The following is a 20,319-nucleotide window of genomic DNA, read 5'->3' as shown; positions in this document are numbered from 1 at the left end:
AGCAAGGTAAATGACGGAATATCTGCTGATTCTGGTCAGCACCATTCTGGTGAACAATTTTGTGCTGGTTCAGTTTCTGGGCCTGTGCCCGTTCATGGGTGTGTCCGGAAAGCTGGAAACGGCCATGGGTATGTCCCTGGCTACCACCTTCGTGCTGACCCTGGCGTCGGTTTGCAGTTACCTTGCCTACACCTATCTGCTTGAGCCGCTGGACCTGGCGTTTCTGAGAACCATCACGTTCATTCTGGTGATTGCCGTGGTGGTGCAGTTCACCGAAATGGTGGTTCGCAAGACAAGCCCGTTGCTCTATCGGGTGCTGGGTATTTTCCTTCCGCTGATCACCACGAACTGCGCGGTGCTCGGCGTTGCCCTTCTGAACATCAACAAGAACAACAACTTCGTTGAATCGGTTTTGTATGGCTTTGGCGCAGCAGCGGGCTTTTCCATGGTTCTGGTGCTGTTTGCCGCCATGCGTGAGCGCATCGCCGTGGCCGATGTTCCGGTTGCGTTTCGGGGTGCAGCTATCGGCCTTGTTACGGCCGGGCTGATGGCTCTGGCTTTCCTGGGCTTTGGCGGCCTGGTCAGCGTGTGACCGGCTGACGGGATTAGGAGTAACGGGTTATGTGGACAAGCGTTCTTGTTGCCGTTGTGGTTCTTCTGGCCCTCGCCGTGATTTTCGGCGGTTTGCTTGGATTTGCCGCTGAACGATTCCGGGTCGAAGGCAATCCCCTGGTCGATCAGATTGATGCCCTTCTGCCCCAGACCCAGTGCGGCCAGTGCGGCTATCCCGGATGCCGTCCCTATGCCGAATCCATCGCCGAGGGCGGCCCCATCAATAAGTGCCCGCCAGGCGGCGAGTCCACTATCAAGGCACTGGCCGACCTGCTGGATGTAGAGCCAGAGCCACTGGATGCCGAGCATGGCGTTGAACAGGTCAAGCGAGTTGCCGTGATTCGCGAAGACGAGTGCATCGGTTGCACAAAGTGCATCCAGGCCTGCCCCGTGGATGCCATTCTGGGAGCCGCAAAGCACATGCACACGGTGATTGAAAGCGAATGCACCGGCTGCGATCTGTGTGTTGATCCCTGTCCTGTGGATTGCATCGACATGGTGACGGTTGAACAGGATATACGCACCTGGACCTGGACACCGCCGAAATCCGGCCTCATTGCCACCGATCGCCAGGGAGCCAGCGCCTGATGACTCAACTCTGGGACTTTTCCGGCGGCATTCACCCTCCGGAACACAAAGCCATTTCCACCGCCCGTCCGATTCGCAGCGCCAGCGTTCCTGACTATCTGGTTCTGCCCCTTCAGCAGCACATCGGCGAGCCCGCCGAAGCCATTGTTGAGGTCGGCGAGCGGGTATTGAAGGGCCAGAAAATTGCCGATGTGAAAACGGGCATGGGCGTCCCTGTACACGCGCCAACATCCGGGGTGATTGAGAGCATTGCCGACCTTCCTGTTCCCCACCCCTCGGGTATGACGGACCGGTGCATCACCCTGAAATCGGATGGTGAAGACCAGTGGTGCCAGCGCAATCCCATAAAGGACTATCGTTCCCTGGAACGAGACCAGGTTCTGCAGATCATCCGTGACGCCGGCATCTCCGGCATGGGTGGCGCCGGTTTTCCCACGAACATCAAGCTCCGGCCACCACGGGACCGCAAGGTAGGCACGCTCATCCTGAACGGTGCGGAATGCGAGCCCTACATCACCGCCGACGACATGACCATGCGGGAAAAGGCCGAAGAAGTGGTTGCCGGCCTGAAAATCATGGCCTGGATTCTGCGCCCCGAACGCTGCGTGATCGGCATCGAGGACAACAAGCCGGAAGCCATTGCCGCACTTAAAAAAGCCACCGAAGGCACACAGACCGAAATGGCCGTTATTCCCACCAAGTATCCCTCAGGTGGCGAGAAACAGCTGATCCAGATTCTGACCGGCATGGAAGTACCCAGCGGCGGCATTCCAGCCGATATTGGCGTGATGTGCCAGAACATTGGAACCGCAGTGGCCGTGGCAAAGGCGGTTTTCGAAGGAACACCGCTGATCTCCCGTGTGGTGACCATTACCGGGGAAGCCGTCCGGGAACCGGGTAATTTCGAAGCTCTCATTGGCACGCCGATTGAACACCTGCTGGAGCAGGCCGGCGTTAACCAGAACGCCGTTAGCCGTCTTGTGCTTGGCGGGCCCATGATGGGCTACACGCTGACAACGGAAGCGGTACCGGTGATCAAAACCACCAACTGTGTGATCGCTGCAACTGCAGCCGAATTGCCGGCACCGCCCCCTGAACAGCCCTGCATCCGTTGTGGCCAGTGCGCCGAAGCCTGCCCGATGGAACTCCTGCCACAACAGTTGTTCTGGCATGCCAAGGCTACCGAGTTTGAAAAGGCGGAGCACCTGAACCTGTTCGACTGCATTGAATGCGGAGCTTGCTCCTACGTTTGCCCGAGTTCCATTCCACTGGTTCAGTACTATCGATTCGCCAAGGGCGAGATCCGTGCCCAACAGGCGGAACAGCTCAAGGCAGACAGGGCTCGCGAGCGCTTCGAAGCCCGCCAGGCCCGCCTCGAGCGGGAACAGCAGGAGAAAGAACTGAGGCGCCAGGAACGTGCGAAGGCCGCTGCCGAAGCGGCAGCCAAGAAGCAGGCTGAAGCAGAAAAAGCGGCTGCAGAGGGTGCAGCGGTTGATGAGCGGGCCGCCAAGTCGGCGCTGGTCGAACAGGCCCTGGCCCGCAAGAAGGCAAAGGCTGAGGCATCTCAGCCGCCTGCCCCCAGCGCGCAGCCGGCCCCCAGTGCCCCGTCTGCAGAGCAAAAGCCGGATATCGAGGCCCTTGAAAAACAGTTGAGCCAGGCTCAGTCGAAACTGGAAACCATGCAGGGCATGCTCGATGACGCCAAAGCCCAGCAGGCGGACAACGTGGAGAAACTGGAGCGGGCCGTAGCCAAAAACCACGACCGGGTAAAACGTGCTGAAGAAGCCCTGGCTGAAGCCAGACAGCAGCTGGCCGCCGGTGCAACCGAATCCCAGCCAACCCACTAACCGAGATCAGGCACCACACCCATGGCATTCGTTCAGCAGTCATCGCCCCACGCACACAGTGCCCGGCCAACATCCCGCGTGATGTTATGGGTGCTTATTGCGGCCTTGCCTGGCCTGTTGGCACAGACGTTGTTTTTTGGCTGGGGCAACCTGATCAATGTGGTCTTCTGTATCGCCGTTGCCATCGCTTCCGAAGCTGCCCTGCTCAAGCTCAGAAAGAAGCCAGTCGCGTTCTTTATCAAGGACAACACCGCCGCCGTCACCGGCCTTCTGCTGGGCCTGTCACTGCCTCAGTTCGCGCCCTGGTGGGTCTCAGCCGTTGCGGTGATTTCAGCCATCGTTGTGGCCAAGCAACTGTATGGGGGGCTGGGCTCAAATCCGTTCAACCCCGCCATGGTCGGCTACGCCCTGGTTCTGGTCTCGTTTCCGGTGGCCATGACCACGAACTGGGCGGAACCTGCCATGCTCTGGGACGGAGCGCCCGGCTTTGGTGAGACACTGGCAACCATTGCCTCGGGCCAGCAAACAGCGGTCGATGGCTGGACCATGGCCACACCGCTTGATGAATACAAACACAAGATCACCACCCACACTGCGGTCGAGGTTCTCAACCACCCGACGTTTGGAGAGGGCATCGCCAAAGGGTGGGAGTGGGTCAATGCGGCATTCCTGGCCGGAGGCTTGCTGCTCATCGGCCTTCGCATTATCAGCTGGCACATTCCAGCGGGGTTTCTCGGCGGCCTGATCGTAATGAGCCTGGCTTTTGGCAATAATGCCGACCTCTATACGCCGCTTTCACTGCATCTGCTGGCAGGCGGAACCATGCTGGGTGCGTTCTTTATTGCCACCGATCCGGTTTCGGCCGCTACCAGCCACCAGGGCAAACTGATCTACGGGGCCGGGATAGGCATCCTGATCTACCTGATTCGTACCTGGGGCAATTATCCGGACGCCGTGGCGTTCAGCGTTCTGCTCATGAATTTTGCGGTACCGTTCATTGATCATTACACACCCCCGCGGACATACGGGCATCACAAGGCCCGTCGGGGTGTGCCGGGGAGTCAGGGATAATCATGGCTGCAGTTGCACAGTCCATCCGTCGCAGTGCCATCGGGCTCGGCTTGTTCGCCGTTATCACCGGTGGCACCATCGCCGTGACCCAGGTGGCTACCGAAGAGCGCATTCGTGAGCAGGCGGCTCGTGCCGAAGCCCAGGCCCTCTACGAGATCATTCCGGAGAGCCAGCACAATAACGACCTGCTCAGGGACACGGTGCAGCTACCCGCCAGTGAGCGGCTAGCGCAACCCGGTCCGCTGACCGTCTGGGTGGCGAGACAGAATGATCGCCCCATTGGCATGATCATGCCCGTGGTGGCCCCGGACGGGTACTCTGGCAAAATACATCTGCTGGTGGGCGTCAACATGCAGGGTACTATCCTTGGCGTACGGGTAACCAATCATAAAGAAACGCCGGGGCTGGGAGACCAGATCGAGACCCGGAAATCCGACTGGATCAAGAGCTTTGATGGCCGGTCCCTGGGCAAGCCGCCCCACCGGGAGTGGAACGTTAAAAAGAATGGTGGAGAGTTCGATCAGTTCACCGGCGCCACCATCACACCTAGGGCTGTGGTGAAAGCGGTTCAGAAAGCACTGATCTACTTCCGGGAAAATCGTCAGACTATCCGGGAACGGCTCAATGAAGAGCCGTCACCAAGAGATAGCATCCTGAACCCTGAAGCAATTGCCGGCGAATCGTCCAATACGGAGCATTCCTGATCATGGCAACCAAATCATCCAGCGAAATCGTCCGGGACGGGCTCTGGGACAATAACCCTGCCCTCGTCCAGGTGCTTGGGCTCTGCCCTCTTCTGGCCGTGACCAGTACCGTTGTTAACGCCATCGGCCTGGGCCTGGCCACACTCATGGTACTCATGGGATCCAATCTCGCGGTGTCGCTCATTCGCAATTTCGTGAGCGAGTCAGTTCGCCTGCCCGCGTTCGTGATGATCATCGCCTCGTTCGTGACCTGCGCAGAGTTGCTGATGCAGGCCTTTACCTACGAGCTGTACCTGATTCTTGGCATCTTCATTCCGCTGATTGTCACCAACTGTGCCATCCTGGGCCGGGCCGACGCCTTCGCCTCGAGGAACCCACCACTTCCGGCACTGTTGGACGGCGCCATGATGGGCCTCGGTTTTCTGGCGGTTCTGGTGGTTCTCGGAGGCCTTCGGGAATTGATCGGACAGGGCACTCTGTTTGTCGACATGCACCTGCTCCTCGGCCCCGTTGCTGCTGACTGGGTGGTACGCCCCTTCGAAAACTACCCGGACATGCTGTTCATGATCCTCCCCCCGGGCGCGTTCGTGGGTCTGGGCCTGCTGATTGCCCTCAAGAACGGGATCGATAATCATCTGGAAGAACGCCGCAAAGCCCATGAGCCCGTACCCGTAGCGGCGGGCAGCAAACGGGTCCGGGTCACCGGCAACGTTTCCTGATCCCTGGTTGCAACAGACTGAGAGCCGATGAACAAACAGAAACGCATTGAGATATTCACCCGGCTGAAGGAAGCCAACCCCAATCCGACCACCGAGCTGAACTATTCCAGCCCGTTCGAGTTGCTGATAGCGGTTATTCTATCGGCCCAGGCCACGGATGTGGGGGTCAACAAGGCCACCGACAAGCTCTTTCCGGTAGCCAACACCCCAGAGGCCATCCTCGCCCTGGGCGTTGATGGTCTCAAGGAATACATCAAGACCATCGGCCTGTTTAACAGCAAGGCCGAAAACGTGATCAAGACTTGTCGCATGCTGATCGAAAAACACGGCGGTCAGGTACCGGAACGCCGGGAAGATCTTGAGGCCTTACCAGGCGTGGGTCGGAAAACTGCAAATGTGGTGCTCAACACCGCCTTCGGCCACATGGCGATGGCGGTGGACACCCATATCTATCGGGTGTCGAACCGAACGGGCATCGCTCCGGGCAAGAATGTTCTTGAGGTTGAAAACCGGTTGATGCGCCTGGTTCCGAAAGAGTTTCTGCTGGACGCCCACCACTGGCTGATTCTGCATGGCCGCTATACCTGCACTGCCCGTAAACCGAAATGCGGTGCCTGTATCATCGAAGACCTCTGCGAATTCAAGCAGAAACGGGATTACCTCTGAACCCGGGGCATTAAAAAGCCGGCATCTCGCCGGCTTTTTGATTCAGATGCCAAGCCACGGTTATCGCTGACCCAGCATTTTCTCCTTCAGATCCTTCTGGGCCGGCTTGTCAGACAGCCAGATTCCGAACAGGGCTTTTTTAAAGGCCAGATCGCCAACCGTGTCCTTGTGTTCGCCATTCTTCAGGACCCGCACGCCCTCGCCGGGCAGATACACCAGATCAAAAACGTCACCCTCGGTGATCTCTTCCTGGAACACCGCCATGAACTGGTCCACATCCTCCTGGATAGACGCCATATCGCCGTCGGTGGAGGCTTCGAAACCCTCCAGCGTGGCCTCGGTCATCCGTTCGCTGGTAATCATGCCGGAAATGATATGCAGCGTAATCGCCTGGGGCTCGTCTGCGTTGATAACGGCCTCACCATCATCAATGGTCTCGGGGACGTACAGGCCTCCGACATACAGATCCATAAACCACTTGGAACGGGTACCCGCGCCATTGAGCTTCAGTTCGGTATCCATGGCCGAATAGGTATCCGGAACATCAACGCCTTCTACGGTGAGCGCAGAGGCCGGTGCCGACAGCAGGGCTGTCATAAGCACGGAGGCAAAGCCGGTTGTAAGAGCCTTCTTCATAGTCCTTTCCTTTTCGATCGTTATTATTTACGTGTTTCATTCGTGCACCGGACTTCGACACCCTTATCCCCGCCCGGTCCCGGCATTCTATCAATGAGGCTGGCGGCCAAGGCGCAACCTGGTTCTCATTTGCAGCGATCCTGAAACAATCGGGATAGGGGGGAGCCATGAGGCTCCACCCCTCCCACACCACCCGGCATGCGGGTCCGCACCGGGCGGTTCGAGACGTTGAGGGTTCACGAGAGTCTCGGCACTCCCAACCGGTCGAAGTAGGCAATCGTCAGGACATTGTGGATGGCAGAGCGACTGTTGTGCCACCAGCGGCGACTCAGAGCCGCCACAGATTCAGCCACCCAGGAACTGGCACCCAACCGGACCAGCTCCCGGTAGATCGTCTTACCCCGCCGCCACTGCCGGAGGTGGAGCATTCTCAGACGACGACGTATCCACTCATCCAGTGATCGCCAGATGCGTGGCGTTTGCGCCAGCCTGAAGTACCCTTTCCAGCCGAGCAGGTATCGGCGGAGTTGCTCTACCACCTGTTCAATACTGCGACCCCCTGATCCCCGGGTCAGTTGCCGGATCCGGAGCTTGAACGCCTGTAACGCCCTGGTGGATACCGCGCGTCGAACCTCAGCGTTCCTCCCTTGCCACAGGGCATAGCCGAGGAACTTGCGCCCGAACACGCTGGTCACCGCGCTCTTGGCTTCGTTAATCACCAGACGCAACTTTCCATAACAGCGGCGGAGTAACTGCATGACCCGTTCTCCCGCCTTGTGGCTGCGAACGTAGACGTTGCAGTCATCGGCGTAACGGGCGAAGCAGTGCCCCCGGCGTTCCAGCACTTTATCCACCTCGTCCAGCAGAACGTTGGCCAACAACGGCGACAATGGCCCGCCTTGCGGCGTGCCCTCGTGCCGATCCATGACCACACCACCGTCCATGATGCCCGCGTTCAGGTACGCACGAACCAGCCGGATAACGCCGGGGTCGTTTATGCGTTTCTTCAGGCGGTCGATCAGGATGTCGTGGTTGACCCGGTCGAAGAACTTCGACAGGTCGACGTCCACCACGATATGGCGGCCCTGTTGGGCGTAACGCTGCGCAGCCAACACGGCGTCGTGGGCCCGACGGCCCGGGCGGAAGCCGTAGCTGTGCTCGCTGAAGGTGGGATCAATCAGAGGTTGCAGCACTTGCAACAGTGCCTGTTGAATCAGACGATCAGTGACGGTGGGGATGCCCAGTTCCCGCTCACTGCCGTCCGGCTTCGGGATGCCTACCCGACGGACGGGCTGTGGTTGGTAGGCGCCGCTCAGCAGGTGCTGGCGAAGCTCAGGCCACGCCCATCGCAGGTGTTCCGCGGTTTGGGCAATGTCCAACCCGTCCACACCTGCCGCTCCCTTGTTGGCCTTCACGCGCTTCCATGCCCGCTGCATATTCTCTCGTGCGAACGCCTGCTCAAGCAGGCTTCGCCCTGCGCCTTCCGGTTCTTGTCGCGGGAGTCCTGCTTCATCGCTCATCGCCTTCGGCAAGGCTTCACCTGTCCGTTGCGCGATCCGCCCCGCTGGCGCGGGCATCTGATGCCGTACAGTGCTCATCGACAAGGCGTTTGACGCTCCTTCTCGTTCGGCCCTTCGCCCTGTGTTAGCGGTTACTATGGCCTCTGCTGACTTCTCGCTCCGTGTTGCCACGTCGCCCTTTCAGGCATGAGGCGAGATCTCCCCGGGTAAGAACACACTCCTTCGCCGCACAACCGCCGGATTTACACCACTTCGCCTTGGCCACAAGAGCTTCGCGGCTTTTGGCCCGCTCGCCCTGCTTGGCAGTGCCTCATATCCGATTCTTGTTCATCGGCTCACGGTTTACGCTCCACGCTTCCTCCCCACGGTCGGTCACCCTTCCGCAGTTGCGCTTCACTTCGTTCGCTGTGGCCAGCTCACGGGAGGACTTGCACCTCCAGGAGTGCGCCCATGCCGGGCGCACCAAAAAAGCCGGCCAGGAGTGTCCTGGCCGGCTTTTTGATGGGAATATCAGGAGGGTCTTACTTGAAAAGCAGGTTTCCGGACAAGCCTTCCTTCTCCAGGATCTCACGAAGACGACGCAGCGCCTCGACCTGGATCTGCCTTACACGTTCGCGGGTCAGACCGATTTCCTGCCCCACTTCCTCCAGCGTACTGACCGGGTAGCCCCGAAGACCAAACCGGCGGGAGAGAACCTCCTGCTGTTTGTCACTGAGCTGATCAATCCACTTCTCCAGGCAGGAACACATGTTGTTGTCCTGCAGAAGATCCGCCGGGTCTGAAGCTCCCTCGTCGGCTACCGTATCCAGAAGCGACTTTTCACCACCGGTGCCGATGGGTGTATCCATGGACGCAACGCGCTCATTCAGACCAAGCATGCGCTTCACGTCAGCCACCGGCTTGTCGACCATCTTCGCGATTTCTTCGGCCGACGGTTCGTGATCCAGCTTCTGGGTCAGTTCCCGCGCCGCACGCAGGTAGAGGTTGAGTTCCTTCACCACATGAATCGGGAGTCGGATGGTGCGGGTCTGGTTCATGATGGCCCGCTCAATGGTCTGGCGAATCCACCATGTGGCGTAGGTGGAGAAGCGGAAGCCACGCTCCGGGTCGAACTTCTCAACCGCCCTGATCAGGCCAAGATTGCCTTCCTCGATCAGGTCCAGCAGAGTCAGACCACGGTTCACATAGCGACGGGCAATCTTCACCACAAGGCGAAGGTTGCTCTCGATCATGCGCTTGCGACCGGACTCCTCACCCTTGCGCGCCAGGCGGGCAAAATAAACTTCTTCTTCCGGCGTAAGGAGCGGTGAAAATCCGATTTCGTTGAGGTACAGCTGAGTGGCATCCAGCTGCTTTTGACTGGTGAAATAACGTCCCTGGGTAGGGAAATCTTCTTCGACTTCAGCGACCTCTTCAGTCGCCTCTTTATCGACTTTTTCTTCTGCTAGCAATTGATCCTCGGCATCGTCCATGTCCGACACGCGATCAATGATGATGTCTTCTTGCTCTGCTGACATTTGTCTTGCCCCGCCTCTCAATAATCCTGGATGTTCGCCCGATACTTCTTGTTATTGCGGACGTCTTTGTCTTCATGCTTTTTCTTCAGGACATTTTGTTGGTCGGCCTGTCACGGCCATTACCGTTCTTGTTTTTCTTGCGAACGCGGTGTTTTTGTCAGTGCCGGGGTGTGAGATCTGGGCAGCCTGCTGACTGCATCATTTCCTAGCGCGGTGGCAGATAATGGACTGGGTCAACCGGATTGCCATTCTTCCGAATCTCAAAATGCAACATGGGTCGTTCAGCGCCACTGCTACCGAGCTCTGCGATCACCTGCCCGGCTTTCACATCCTCCCCTTCCTGCACCAGAATCTTCCGGTTGTGAGCGTAAGCACTCAAATAGTGCTCGTTATGATTCACGATAATCAGATTGCCGTATCCAAGCAACCCGTTGCCGGCGTAGACCACATTCCCGGTGGCTGCTGCTCTTACAGCATCCCCGGCTTGGCCGGCAATATCAATACCTTTATTGACTTTTCCAGATGTTGAATATCCAGCAATTACAGTGCCAATATGCGGCCAGCGCCATTCAATTCGGGCCACGGTCTGTGTCTGCGAGGCAAGCGGCGCGCCTTTACTCGGCGCCCTGGTAACCGCAGGTTTTGGTGCCGTGGCGGCTGTCTGCTTTGGCGGCGAGGCCCGGCTCGGGGTTTTGGAGACCGCAGCAGCCGGTCTGCTAGCCGTGGTAGTCTGACTGCCCGAGGTTACATTTCCGCGAAGGTCCAGACGAAGCACCTGCCCCGCCCTGAGGTTCCAGGGCGGGCCAATCCCATTGGCGTCACCCAGCTCGCGATAGTCCCGACCATACCGCCAGGCGATGCTGTAGAGGGTTTCACCAGGCTGGACTACATGCCTACCCCAATAAACCGGGGGATTGTAAATGTCATCCTGGTACAGTGCCGGCGTATTGCAGCCAGACAGCAGCATCAAAGTTATGAGGGGAGCGAGGAGAAACAGGCTGATCGGAGTTTTTTTAGCAGGGCGACAAGATTCACAGGCACCGGAAAGGAACCGCGGGGACACCGGTAAAACGGCATTGACTAGCCCACGCAAAAATCTCACAGGAATAAAACTGACCCAGTTATGAAAAATCCGTATAAACCATTTTGGTTGTCGAAGCAGTTTCTAAACTTTTTATAGTAACTTGCTAATATATTGCACATTTCAGGCAGGAAGCCAAGTTACTGGCTGGCCACCCTTGTTACCTCACGAAACACCCGATATGTGCGTTAGGTAACAATTTCGCAAAACAAGCGCCCCGATCTACGCCGACGATGAGGCATGCCCGCGCCTTGAGCCAATCCACTCCACAAGCAGAACAAGACCGAAGCCAGCCAGCGCCATAACCACCGCAAGTAGCATCTGGGGATCCTGCCCGGCCTGCTCCAAAAAGGTCCATGGCCAGACGCTTGCCTCATTCAAGGGCACTTTTTCACCAGAGCTGTTTACCCGCCAACTCAGCGTTTCTTTCCAGGGCCATACCTTGTTGAGCGCACCGATCATGAAGCCGGTCAGCAGGGCGAGGACCAGATCATGAAAATGATGAAATGCCCAGGTGATCAGGCGGGCAATGGATAGCAGGCCCACCACGCACCCTGCCATAAACAGCAAAAGAACGCCCACATCCACCGATTTGATCGCTGCCAGCACAGGAGCATACATTCCGATAATCACCAGTATGAAACTGCCCGAGATACCGGGAAGAATCATGGCACAGATGGCTAGCGCACCGGCCCCGAAAAACGCCAGTGCGGATGGTGCCACCTCGCTGGCGGAGAGAGTGGTTATCCACCAGGCGAAGGCAATGCCCAACAGCAGCGGGATCAGCAGTAAAGGCTCATAGTGTCGGACCTGGCGCCCCACATGCCAAACTGAAGCTACAATCAAACCGAAGAAAAAGCTCCAGATCAGGATGGGATAGGCCACCAGCAAGTAACTGATGGCTGAAGCCAGGGTGGCAATGCTGGTCAGGATGCCGGCCAGCAGACAAGCCAGAAAGGTTCCATCGCAAGTGCGCCAGAAAGCGCCAAAGCGACCCCGAAGCAGATCATGGAATACCGCTGCGGGAACCGCGTTGATGGCTCCCAACAGTCGGAAGTATATGCCGGTAATGAATGCAATGGTGCCGCCAGAGACACCTGGAACAATATCAGCCGCGCCCATGGCAATGCCCCGCAGGAAAACTGCTGCAGGATGATGGATACGGCCGGTTTCGCTTTCAGGATCCGAATTGGGTACTGCAGAATCAACCATGACTAGCGGACAACCCCGCCCAACAGCGGCACAAAACGGACCGGCTCCAACTCTTTGTGATCGAAACGATCACCCCTGCGGGTTACCTCAACCAACACCTGGTCTTCCTCTCCCACGGGCGCAATCAGAACGCCACCGTCTGCCAGTTGGGCGAGTAACTCGCCTGGTACTTCAATGGGCGCTGCGGTCACGATGATGCCATCGAAAGGACCCCGCTCAGGCCAGCCCATACCTCCGTCAGCGTGTTTCAGGAACACATTCCTGGCGTTCAGCTGACGCAACCGGTCCCGCGCCCTGTCCTGTAATGCCTTGATACGCTCAACGCTGTAAATTTCCGAAAACAGGCGGGAGAGCACCGAGGTCTGGTAACCTGACCCGGTTCCCAGCTCCAGCACCCGTGATGGCCCATGAGCGAGCATCAATTCCGTCATCCTTGCCACAATGTAGGGCTGGGACAGGGTCTGGCCATACCCGATTGGCAGGGATGTGTCTTCATAAGCGCGATGGGACAGCGCTTCATCCAGGAAAATGTGCCTTGGCACCTCTCCCATGATCTCGAGCACGCGGTCCGATTCGATGCCGGCTTCCCTGAGGCGCTGCACCAGTCGCATCCGGGTACGTCGTGAGGTCATCCCGATACCTTCAAGCTGAGCGGTCATCCCCGGCCCTCCGGCAAATCCGCAAGGGTATCGACCCAGTCCCGAAGCCGCGAAAGCGCCTCATGCCGGGTCATGTCGATATGTACCGGGGTTACCGAGACGTAGCCTTCGCGGACGGCGTTGAAATCGGTACCAGGACCGGCATCACCGCCCACACCGGCCGCCCCTATCCAGTAACGTTCCTTACCGCGGGGACAGGTCATTGGCACCGCGCCTTCCGCCCGTTCCCGGTGGCCGAGACGGGTTACCCGAATGCCTGACAGTTCTTCCCAGGGGACGTCCGGAACATTGACGTTGAGGATGGAGCGCGGCCCGAGCTCCAGAGGGCTCTCGTTCTCGAGCAGCATCCGGACCACCCGGGCAGCCGTCGCATAGTGAAAGTGGCCATCGTTGACCAGGGAAACAGCGATGGCCGGAAGACCAAGGTGACGCCCCTCCGTGGCTGCGGCAACCGTACCCGAATAAATAATGTCATCGCCCAGGTTGGCGTGGGTGTTTATTCCGGAAACGACTCTGTCGAACGGCTCTTTGAACAGCCCGTTAACCGCCAGATGAACACAGTCGGTCGGGGTGCCATCCACAGAGCGGAACCCGTTGGGATGCTCTTCTACGGTCAAAGGCCGATTGAGGGTAAGGGCGTTGCTGGCGCCGCTATGATCCCGATCGGGCGCTACCACCTCCAGCTCACCCAGCCCCTTCAATCCCTCGAACAGGGCAATTAGCCCCGGTGAGTGAACGCCGTCATCGTTCGACAACAGAATACGCACAGTGTTCTCCGCTAGCCTTGTTGTTCGTTATGTCGGCTGAGGCTCATGTCCTCAAGCTCGAAAATATCACTCAAAATCGTTGTGGCGTACTCGCCGGGTGACAAAAAGAACGTCAGTTCCAGAGTGTCCTCAGCCAGCCACCGCCAGGCAAGCCTCTCGGGCTTTACCGCCAGGGGCCGTCGCTCCGGTTTCATCCGGGTGACCGAGAACAGGCTCGCCAAGCCAGGGGTTTGCGCAACAATGTCCCGTTCAAGAGCTCCCAGTGCCCCGGAAGCCGTCGTGCCGCCGTCCCCCCACAAGGGGCCTGTAGCCCCCGCCTCGGCCCAGCTGCCATCGCTTACCCGAGCCGCAAGCACCTCATTGAACAGCCATGAGCGCGCCGCCGAAAAATACAATACGTTTTTCGAGCCGTCGCTGCCAGCGCGCTTTTTGCCACCCCGGCCTTTTCCGCCGGACCGGTTCCGACGGTTCAGGGTGGCAGGATCCAGATGCACCGCTCGGTCAAGGTTTGCACCACCGTTGCCGAACCGTTGGGGGCCAAAGTAATTGGGAGCGCCAATATCTGCCAGGCGCGCCAGAGCACGATCAATCACCTCGCGTTCCCCGGTGACTGCTCTCAGGGTGATTACAAAGCCATTGCCACTGTGCTCTCCCCGCCGCAATTTCCGGGCCTGTCGCGAGGCCGCAAGAACGGGCCATCGAACATCAATTTCGTCAATCAGGGCGGCGTCTTGAGCTTCACACCCTGGCCGATAGAGACTGAACCATTGGCGTGTTACCGCATGTCGATCCTTGAGACCGCAGAAGCCGACATCAAAGTTGCGACAACCCGCCATTTTGGCCAGTTCGCGAGCGACGTACTCTGTGTTATCGCCCACTTTCTCCAGTTTCACACAGAGATGCTCTCCGACGCCGGAGATTGCGTCTGCCCTGAGATCGGAGCCGGTTTCCGGAAATTCCAGCACCTCGTCAACAATGAAATCGCCGGGCGCTGTCTTCAAACGGACCGAAGCAACACGCCCACTGCCAGACGTGGGCCAGTCAAGGCGCCACTGACTCACGAATCCACCGGTTCAAGCAGGCAGATAGCCTGGCAGGCAATGCCCTCACCGCGCCCGGTAAAGCCGAGTTTTTCCGTGGTGGTGGCTTTCACACTAACGCGACTGGCCGGAACGCCCAGATCTTCCGCAATGTTCAGACGGATGGCATCAATATGAGGGGCCATTTTAGGAGCTTGAGCGATGATGGTGGCATCCACATTCACCACGCCAAACCCCTCATCCCGGACCCGGGTCATGACGCGGCGCAGAAGGTCGCGGCTGTCGGCGCCCGCCCACTCATCACTGGTGTCCGGAAAAAAATGCCCGATGTCGCCCAGTGCTACGGCACCCAGCAGCGCATCCGCCAGTGCGTGCAGCAGGACATCACCATCAGAATGGGCCTTCAGCCCGTGGGAATGCGGAATGCTCACACCGCCAATAATCACATTGTCGCCTTCACAGAAGGCATGGACATCAAAGCCCTGACCAATACGCATAATGTACTCCGGAAACTCCGAAAATTCAGAACCGGCTGAGAATGAAGCCTGCGAGGGCCAGATCTGCGGGTACGGTGATCTTGATATTGTCCGGCCGTCCTTCGACCAGAACGGGCATGTTACCGGAAAACTCTACGGCAGAGGACTCATCAGTCACCAGAAGTTCGCCGGCAAGGGCAGCTTCCAGTGAATCCACCAGAATACGATAGCGAAACATCTGAGGCGTTAATGCCCGCCACAGATTTTTTCGATCCACCGTTTCAAGAACTTCAGGCAGGTCGCCTGTGCCAGCCCGCTTCAGGGTGTCGGCCACTGGCGAAGCCAGAAGCCCCCCGACAGGGTGGTGGTAGAGTTGGTCAATCAGGTTCGACAGATCCCGGGTATGAAGGCATGGTCGTGCCGCATCGTGGACCAGGACCCAATCATCATCCCTGATCTGCTCCGCCAGGGCATGCAGTGCGGACAATACCGACTCGGCCCTTTCGGATCCGCCGGTGCAGGTCTGGATTCGGCTATCGCCGCTGGCCTCGGTATCCGGCCACCAATGATCGGCCGGATGCAATGGCACCATGCAGCCGGAAAACGGGGCGGAATCCATCAATCGGGAAAGGGTGATATCGAGAATGAAACGCTGGCCGATTCGAAGGTACTGTTTCGGTTGTTCGGCCTGCATACGCTGGCCGATGCCGGCGGCAGGGACAATCAGCCAAAGTCTCGGAGCAGGCATAGACAATCAGTTTTCAACAACCAGGAAAAAGGTCTCATCGTCTCTAATCAGGCCGAGGTTCATTCTGGCCCGCTCTTCAACGGCGCCCTGCTCATTACGCAGATTCCTGACTTCGGCATACAGACGTTCATTGCGGGTAGCCAGTTCGGCATTTTCTTCACGTTGCTCGGCGATGGACTTCTCGAGAGCCCATACCTGCGCAAAGCTGCCCTCCCCGACCCACAGGCGCACCTGCAGCAGGAGAATAACAACAACCATTGTGGTCCAGAGCAACTTCATTGCCGATTCCAGTCAAATTCAATCAATCAAAATGCCAACGCCGGACGTTGAGTATAGACCTTAGAGTAGATTAGCAACAAATTCTTCTAACTGCCTGTACAAAAAGGCCATCGTAACCAAGCTTTCGCTCGGAACACGATGGCCTTAACAGTTTTTCGCTGATTGCCGGCCCGAAACTTAACCAGAACCGGCAAGATCAGTCGATCAGCCCTGCCCCTTGATCTCGCTCAGGCCGCGGTACGGCGCTTTGCCATCCAGGGCTTCTTCAATGCGCAGCAACTGGTTGTACTTGGCAACGCGATCGGAACGGCACAGCGAGCCGGTCTTGATCTGGCCGGCACAGGTGGCTACAGCCAGATCGGCAATGGTGGTGTCCTCGGTTTCACCGGAGCGATGGGAAATCACGGCGGTAAAGCCGGCATCCTGTGCCATCTTGATCGCATCAAGGGTTTCGCTCAGGCTGCCGATCTGGTTGAACTTGATCAGGATGGAGTTCCCCACGCCCTTCTCAATACCTTGCTTAAGGATCTTGGTATTGGTCACGAACAGGTCGTCGCCCACCAGCTGAACCTTGCTACCGAGCTTGTCGGTCAGCACTTTCCAGCCCTCCCAGTCGCTCTCGTCCATACCGTCTTCAATGGAGACAATCGGGTAACGCTCGCAAAGCCCTGCCAGGTAATCGGCAAAGCCCTCGGAATCGAAACTCTTGCCTTCACCGGACAGCTGGTACTGGCCATCCTTGTAGAATTCAGAGGAGGCACAGTCCAGAGCGAGGGTTACATCGGTACCCAGCTTGTAACCTGCCTTCTCGACCGCTTCCTGAATGACGGCCAGTGCCGCTTCGTTGGAGGGCAGGTTCGGCGCAAAGCCACCCTCATCACCAACGGCGGTGTTCAGGCCCTGGGCCTTCAGCACTTTCTTCAGGCTGTGAAAAATCTCCGCGCCAACACGCAGGGCTTCAGAGAAGCTCTTGGCGGAAACCGGCTGAACCATGAACTCCTGGATATCCACGTTGTTATCCGCATGCTCACCACCGTTCAGGATGTTCATCATCGGCACCGGCATGGAGAACTTATCGGAGGTACCGTTAATGTCGGCAATGTGCGCATACAGAGGCTTGCCCAGGGAGATTGCCGCGGCTTTGGCCGCCGCCAGGGAAACTGCCAGGATTGCGTTGGCGCCCAGGTTGGCCTTGTTCTCGGTACCGTCCAGGTCCAGCATGATCTGATCCAGAGCACGCTGATCAGCCGCATCTTTGCCGACCAGTGCATCGCGAATCTTGCCGTTAACCGCATCAACCGCTTTCAGCACGCCCTTACCCAGATAGCGGGAGGCATCACCATCGCGCAGTTCCAGCGCTTCGCGGGAACCGGTGGACGCGCCAGACGGCGCGCAGGCGGAACCAATGGTGCCGTCTTCCAGGATAACGTCTGCTTCGACAGTCGGGTTACCGCGGGAATCCAGAACCTCACGGCCTTTGATGTTGGCAATCTTGGTCATTCTTCTCTGTCTCCAAGTTCATGTTCAAATTCGGGAGTCAGAGCGAACGGGAACGGCCCTGCGAAAACCGCTACGAGCACATCCATGTGCGCTTGTTTCGGGCCATCCATGGCCCTCTACATTTTCGCAGGGCCGTTCCCGCTCGCTCCCATAGTCCGCGTAAAACGCCAACACCGCCAATCAGGCGGTGTCGATCGATTTAAAGCTTTTTACCAGATCATCCACAGCTTTTACCCGCTGCAGGAAGGGCTCAAGCTGGCTGAGCCGCAAAGCGCAGGGGCCATCGCACTTGGCTTTGTCCGGGTCCGGATGGGCCTCAAGGAACAAACCTGCCAGCCCCTGGGACATACCCGCCAGCGCCAGATCGGTCACCTGGGCACGTCGGCCACCGGCCGAATCCGCGCGTCCGCCCGGCATCTGCAGGGAGTGGGTCACATCGAACATCACCGGTACATTCATGGCTTTCATAATGCCAAAGCCGAGCATGTCGACAACCAGGTTGTTGTAACCGAAGCTGCTGCCCCGCTCACAGAGGATTACCTTGTCGTTGCCGGCTTCCTCGCATTTGGTAATGATGTGCTTCATTTCCTGGGGCGCGAGGAACTGGGCCTTCTTGATGTTGATCACGGCACCGGTTTTCGCCATGGCGACCACCAGATCCGTCTGGCGGCTCAGAAACGCCGGCAGCTGGATAATGTCACAGACTTCGGCTGCCGGAGCGGCCTGGGCCGGCTCGTGAACGTCAGAGATAATGGGAACACCGAACTTGCTCTTGATGTCCGCCAGGATCTGAAGACCTTTCTCGAGGCCGGGGCCACGGAAAGAGTTCACGGACGACCGGTTGGCTTTATCAAAAGACGCTTTGAAAACGTAGGGAATACCCAGCTTGCCAGTTACCTCAACATAAGCCTGGGCCACTTCCATGGCCAGCTCCGGCGACTCCAGAACGTTCATGCCGCCAAAGAGCACAAACGGTTTGTCGTTGGCGACCTCGATTCCCGATACGTTTACGGTGCTCTGCGCCATCTTCAGGATCCTTTCTTGCTGGCCAGTGCTGCCTCAACAAAGCCCTTGAACAGCGGGTGGCCGTCCCTGGGAGTGGAGGTAAATTCCGGATGGAACTGGCAGGCAACAAACCAGGGATGGTTCGGCGCCTCGACCACTTCCACCAGGCGTCCATCCGATGAACGGCCAGAGATCTGGAGCCCGGCCTCTTCCAGCCTCGGCAGGAAATGGTTGTTCACCTCGTAGCGGTGGCGATGACGCTCTTGAATGGTTTTCTTGCCGTAGCAGTTGGCAATGGTGGAGCCTTCGGTCAGCACGCAGTCCTGGGCGCCAAGACGCATGGTTCCGCCCAGATCGGACTCTTCCGTACGCTCTTCCCGCTCGCCGGTAGAATCCAGCCACTCGGTGATAAGGCCGACAACCGGTTCCGGCGTGTGCGTGCGGAATTCCGTGCTGTGTGCATCTTTGAGGCCTGCCACATTGCGGGCATATTCAATAACTGCAACCTGCATACCCAGACAGATGCCCAGATAAGGTACCTTGTTCTCACGGGCGTACTGAACGGTGCGGATCTTGCCTTCAACGCCGCGCTCGCCGAAACCACCCGGCACCAGGATAGCGTCAGCACTTTCCAGTGCGCCTGTACCGTCACGCTCAATATCTTCGGAATCGATGTAGTTGATATTGACCTTGGTACGAGTCTTGATGCCGGCATGAAGCAGGGATTCAATCAGGGACTTGTAAGCGTCCAAGAGCTCCATGTACTTGCCAACCATGGCAATGGTTACTTCCTGCTCGGGGTTCATCAACGATTCAACAACGTTGTCCCACTCACTCAGGTCCGCAGGACGGGCATCCAGACCGAAGCGCTCGATAACCAACTGGTCCAGGCCATGCTCGTAGAGCATGCGCGGGATGGCATAAATGGATTTGGCATCCTGGAGAGGAATAACTGCCCGCTCTTCGACGTTGGTGAACAGGGCAATCTTGCGACGCGAGCTGGCGTCCACCTCATGCTCCGAGCGGCACAGCAGGATATCCGGCTGCAGGCCGATAGAGCGCATTTCCTTGACGGAATGCTGGGTCGGCTTGGTCTTGATCTCACCAGCCGTGGCAATGTAGGGAACCAGGGTCAGATGCATGAACAGCGCACGCTGGGAACCTACTTCGACCTTGAGCTGACGACAGGCTTCCAGGAACGGCAGGGATTCAATATCGCCAACCGTACCACCGATTTCGATCAGTGCCACATCAGCGCCGGCAGCCCCTTCAACAACCCGACGCTTGATCTCGTCAGTGATGTGAGGAATCACCTGAACGGTTCCGCCCAGATAGTCACCACGGCGCTCCTTGCGGATCACCTCTTCGTACACCCGGCCGGTGGTGAAGTTATTACGCTTACTCATCCGGGAACGGATGAAGCGCTCATAGTGGCCCAGATCCAGGTCTGTTTCCGCGCCATCCTCGGTGACAAAAACCTCACCGTGCTGGAACGGGCTCATGGTGCCGGGGTCCACGTTGATGTACGGGTCCAGCTTGAGAATAGTGACCTTCAGGCCGCGTGCCTCGAGGATCGCAGCCAGTGAGGCTGATGCGATACCTTTCCCCAAGGAGGACACGACACCGCCGGTGACGAAAATATAACGCGTCATGCAGATTCCGTGATTGTCTG

21 protein-coding genes are annotated in these 20,319 nt (G+C 58.1%); 7 read left to right on the top strand and 14 right to left on the bottom strand.

Annotated features, from left to right (window positions below; translation table 11 throughout):
- Positions 1-10: 10 nt before the first annotated feature.
- Genes rsxA through nth form a run of 7 tightly spaced genes read left to right on the top strand, consistent with a single transcriptional unit; the run spans position 11 to position 6,207 of the window.
- Positions 11-592 carry an electron transport complex subunit RsxA gene (gene rsxA / locus SIC15_RS07790; protein WP_008172856.1) on the top strand — a complete coding sequence of 194 codons (582 nt, stop codon included), beginning with the start codon at positions 11-13 and terminating at the stop codon, positions 590-592.
- A gap of 29 nt (positions 593-621) precedes the next feature.
- Positions 622-1,200 (top strand): electron transport complex subunit RsxB, encoded by a 579-nt coding sequence (gene rsxB / locus SIC15_RS07785; protein WP_069184541.1) that lies wholly within the window; start codon positions 622-624, stop codon positions 1,198-1,200.
- Positions 1,200-3,047, top strand: coding sequence for an electron transport complex subunit RsxC (rsxC, locus tag SIC15_RS07780; RefSeq protein WP_412537388.1), 1,848 nt, complete (start codon positions 1,200-1,202; stop codon positions 3,045-3,047). Before rsxB ends, rsxC begins: the two co-directional genes overlap by 1 nt.
- 21 nt (positions 3,048-3,068) lie before the next feature.
- On the top strand, positions 3,069-4,118 hold the full coding sequence (gene rsxD / locus SIC15_RS07775; RefSeq protein ID WP_069184539.1) for an electron transport complex subunit RsxD: 1,050 nt from the start codon (positions 3,069-3,071) through the stop codon (positions 4,116-4,118).
- A gap of 2 nt (positions 4,119-4,120) precedes the next feature.
- On the top strand, positions 4,121-4,822 hold the full coding sequence (rsxG, locus tag SIC15_RS07770; RefSeq protein ID WP_209398116.1) for an electron transport complex subunit RsxG: 702 nt from the start codon (positions 4,121-4,123) through the stop codon (positions 4,820-4,822).
- A gap of 2 nt (positions 4,823-4,824) precedes the next feature.
- Positions 4,825-5,541 (top strand): electron transport complex subunit E, encoded by a 717-nt coding sequence (locus SIC15_RS07765; protein WP_412537387.1) that lies wholly within the window; start codon positions 4,825-4,827, stop codon positions 5,539-5,541.
- A gap of 27 nt (positions 5,542-5,568) precedes the next feature.
- Positions 5,569-6,207 (top strand): endonuclease III, encoded by a 639-nt coding sequence (gene nth / locus SIC15_RS07760; protein ID WP_209398120.1) that lies wholly within the window; start codon positions 5,569-5,571, stop codon positions 6,205-6,207.
- 60 nt (positions 6,208-6,267) lie between these two features.
- Here nth and SIC15_RS07755 read toward each other — a convergent pair whose 3' ends face one another.
- The 14 genes from SIC15_RS07755 to SIC15_RS07690 all read right to left on the bottom strand — a co-directional run bounded on the left by SIC15_RS07755 (position 6,268) and on the right by SIC15_RS07690 (position 20,299).
- The gene (locus SIC15_RS07755; RefSeq protein WP_291907878.1) at positions 6,268-6,843 is read right to left on the bottom strand and encodes a chalcone isomerase family protein; all 576 of its coding nucleotides are present in this window, start codon (positions 6,841-6,843) and stop codon (positions 6,268-6,270) included.
- Between the two features lie 236 nt (positions 6,844-7,079).
- Positions 7,080-8,447, bottom strand: a complete 1,368-nt coding sequence (gene ltrA / locus SIC15_RS07750) for a group II intron reverse transcriptase/maturase (RefSeq protein WP_053115127.1) — start codon at positions 8,445-8,447, stop codon at positions 7,080-7,082.
- Between the two features lie 437 nt (positions 8,448-8,884).
- Positions 8,885-9,880, bottom strand: a complete 996-nt coding sequence (gene rpoS, locus SIC15_RS07745; RefSeq protein ID WP_069184534.1) for an RNA polymerase sigma factor RpoS — start codon at positions 9,878-9,880, stop codon at positions 8,885-8,887.
- A 205-nt stretch (positions 9,881-10,085) separates the two neighbouring features.
- Positions 10,086-10,847 (bottom strand): peptidoglycan DD-metalloendopeptidase family protein, encoded by a 762-nt coding sequence (locus SIC15_RS07740; RefSeq protein WP_174805055.1) that lies wholly within the window; start codon positions 10,845-10,847, stop codon positions 10,086-10,088.
- Between the two features lie 336 nt (positions 10,848-11,183).
- Positions 11,184-12,173, bottom strand: coding sequence for a DUF368 domain-containing protein (locus tag SIC15_RS07735; RefSeq protein ID WP_412537386.1), 990 nt, complete (start codon positions 12,171-12,173; stop codon positions 11,184-11,186).
- A 2-nt stretch (positions 12,174-12,175) separates the two neighbouring features.
- Positions 12,176-12,832 carry a protein-L-isoaspartate(D-aspartate) O-methyltransferase gene (locus tag SIC15_RS07730; RefSeq protein WP_069184532.1) on the bottom strand — a complete coding sequence of 219 codons (657 nt, stop codon included), beginning with the start codon at positions 12,830-12,832 and terminating at the stop codon, positions 12,176-12,178.
- Complete coding sequence (surE, locus tag SIC15_RS07725) at positions 12,829-13,599, bottom strand: 5'/3'-nucleotidase SurE (RefSeq protein ID WP_222464222.1); 771 nt, start codon at positions 13,597-13,599, stop codon at positions 12,829-12,831. Before surE ends, SIC15_RS07730 begins: the two co-directional genes overlap by 4 nt.
- An 11-nt stretch (positions 13,600-13,610) precedes the next feature.
- Positions 13,611-14,660 (bottom strand): tRNA pseudouridine(13) synthase TruD, encoded by a 1,050-nt coding sequence (gene truD / locus SIC15_RS07720; RefSeq protein ID WP_412537385.1) that lies wholly within the window; start codon positions 14,658-14,660, stop codon positions 13,611-13,613.
- Positions 14,657-15,136, bottom strand: coding sequence for a 2-C-methyl-D-erythritol 2,4-cyclodiphosphate synthase (ispF, locus tag SIC15_RS07715; protein WP_222464221.1), 480 nt, complete (start codon positions 15,134-15,136; stop codon positions 14,657-14,659). The genes truD and ispF overlap by 4 nt, the downstream gene beginning before the upstream one ends.
- A 25-nt stretch (positions 15,137-15,161) precedes the next feature.
- The gene (gene ispD / locus SIC15_RS07710) at positions 15,162-15,863 is read right to left on the bottom strand and encodes a 2-C-methyl-D-erythritol 4-phosphate cytidylyltransferase (protein ID WP_291907889.1); all 702 of its coding nucleotides are present in this window, start codon (positions 15,861-15,863) and stop codon (positions 15,162-15,164) included.
- A 6-nt stretch (positions 15,864-15,869) separates the two neighbouring features.
- A complete protein-coding gene (locus tag SIC15_RS07705; RefSeq protein ID WP_069184527.1) occupies positions 15,870-16,142 on the bottom strand; it encodes a septum formation initiator family protein in 273 nt (90 codons plus the stop codon).
- A gap of 204 nt (positions 16,143-16,346) precedes the next feature.
- Positions 16,347-17,642 (bottom strand): phosphopyruvate hydratase, encoded by a 1,296-nt coding sequence (eno, locus tag SIC15_RS07700; protein WP_412537384.1) that lies wholly within the window; start codon positions 17,640-17,642, stop codon positions 16,347-16,349.
- Between the two features lie 180 nt (positions 17,643-17,822).
- The gene (gene kdsA / locus SIC15_RS07695) at positions 17,823-18,668 is read right to left on the bottom strand and encodes a 3-deoxy-8-phosphooctulonate synthase (RefSeq protein ID WP_136629596.1); all 846 of its coding nucleotides are present in this window, start codon (positions 18,666-18,668) and stop codon (positions 17,823-17,825) included.
- Between the two features lie 2 nt (positions 18,669-18,670).
- Entirely contained in the window at positions 18,671-20,299 is a 1,629-nt protein-coding gene (locus SIC15_RS07690) for a CTP synthase (RefSeq protein ID WP_069184524.1), read from the bottom strand.
- Between the last annotated feature and the right edge of the window lie 20 nt (positions 20,300-20,319).

The organism is Marinobacter sp. MIT932201, assembly GCF_047123295.1.
In the GTDB taxonomy this organism is placed as follows: Bacteria; Pseudomonadota; Gammaproteobacteria; order Pseudomonadales; family Oleiphilaceae; genus Marinobacter; species Marinobacter salsuginis.
Note: the sequence above shows the minus strand (reverse complement) of the source record. Positions and strands in the feature narration are given on the sequence as shown.

Bases quoted from the DNA above. Each gene is read 5' to 3' on its own strand.
- SIC15_RS07755 (WP_291907878.1), bottom strand. From the start codon at position 6,843: ATGAAGAAGGCTCTTACAACCGGCTTTGCCTCCGTGCTTATGACAGCC.
- rsxA (WP_008172856.1), top strand. From the start codon at position 11: ATGACGGAATATCTGCTGATTCTGGTCAGCACCATTCTGGTGAACAAT.
- rpoS (WP_069184534.1), bottom strand. From the start codon at position 9,880: ATGTCAGCAGAGCAAGAAGACATCATCATTGATCGCGTGTCGGACATG.
- SIC15_RS07730 (WP_069184532.1), bottom strand. From the start codon at position 12,832: ATGACCGCTCAGCTTGAAGGTATCGGGATGACCTCACGACGTACCCGG.
- kdsA (WP_136629596.1), bottom strand. From the start codon at position 18,668: ATGGCGCAGAGCACCGTAAACGTATCGGGAATCGAGGTCGCCAACGAC.
- rsxB (WP_069184541.1), top strand. From the start codon at position 622: ATGTGGACAAGCGTTCTTGTTGCCGTTGTGGTTCTTCTGGCCCTCGCC.
- SIC15_RS07740 (WP_174805055.1), bottom strand. From the start codon at position 10,847: ATGCTGCTGTCTGGCTGCAATACGCCGGCACTGTACCAGGATGACATT.
- rsxD (WP_069184539.1), top strand. From the start codon at position 3,069: ATGGCATTCGTTCAGCAGTCATCGCCCCACGCACACAGTGCCCGGCCA.
- SIC15_RS07765 (WP_412537387.1), top strand. From the start codon at position 4,825: ATGGCAACCAAATCATCCAGCGAAATCGTCCGGGACGGGCTCTGGGAC.
- rsxC (WP_412537388.1), top strand. From the start codon at position 1,200: ATGACTCAACTCTGGGACTTTTCCGGCGGCATTCACCCTCCGGAACAC.
- SIC15_RS07690 (WP_069184524.1), bottom strand. From the start codon at position 20,299: ATGACGCGTTATATTTTCGTCACCGGCGGTGTCGTGTCCTCCTTGGGG.
- SIC15_RS07705 (WP_069184527.1), bottom strand. From the start codon at position 16,142: ATGAAGTTGCTCTGGACCACAATGGTTGTTGTTATTCTCCTGCTGCAG.
- ispF (WP_222464221.1), bottom strand. From the start codon at position 15,136: ATGCGTATTGGTCAGGGCTTTGATGTCCATGCCTTCTGTGAAGGCGAC.
- ispD (WP_291907889.1), bottom strand. From the start codon at position 15,863: ATGCCTGCTCCGAGACTTTGGCTGATTGTCCCTGCCGCCGGCATCGGC.
- rsxG (WP_209398116.1), top strand. From the start codon at position 4,121: ATGGCTGCAGTTGCACAGTCCATCCGTCGCAGTGCCATCGGGCTCGGC.
- SIC15_RS07735 (WP_412537386.1), bottom strand. From the start codon at position 12,173: ATGGTTGATTCTGCAGTACCCAATTCGGATCCTGAAAGCGAAACCGGC.
- nth (WP_209398120.1), top strand. From the start codon at position 5,569: ATGAACAAACAGAAACGCATTGAGATATTCACCCGGCTGAAGGAAGCC.
- eno (WP_412537384.1), bottom strand. From the start codon at position 17,642: ATGACCAAGATTGCCAACATCAAAGGCCGTGAGGTTCTGGATTCCCGC.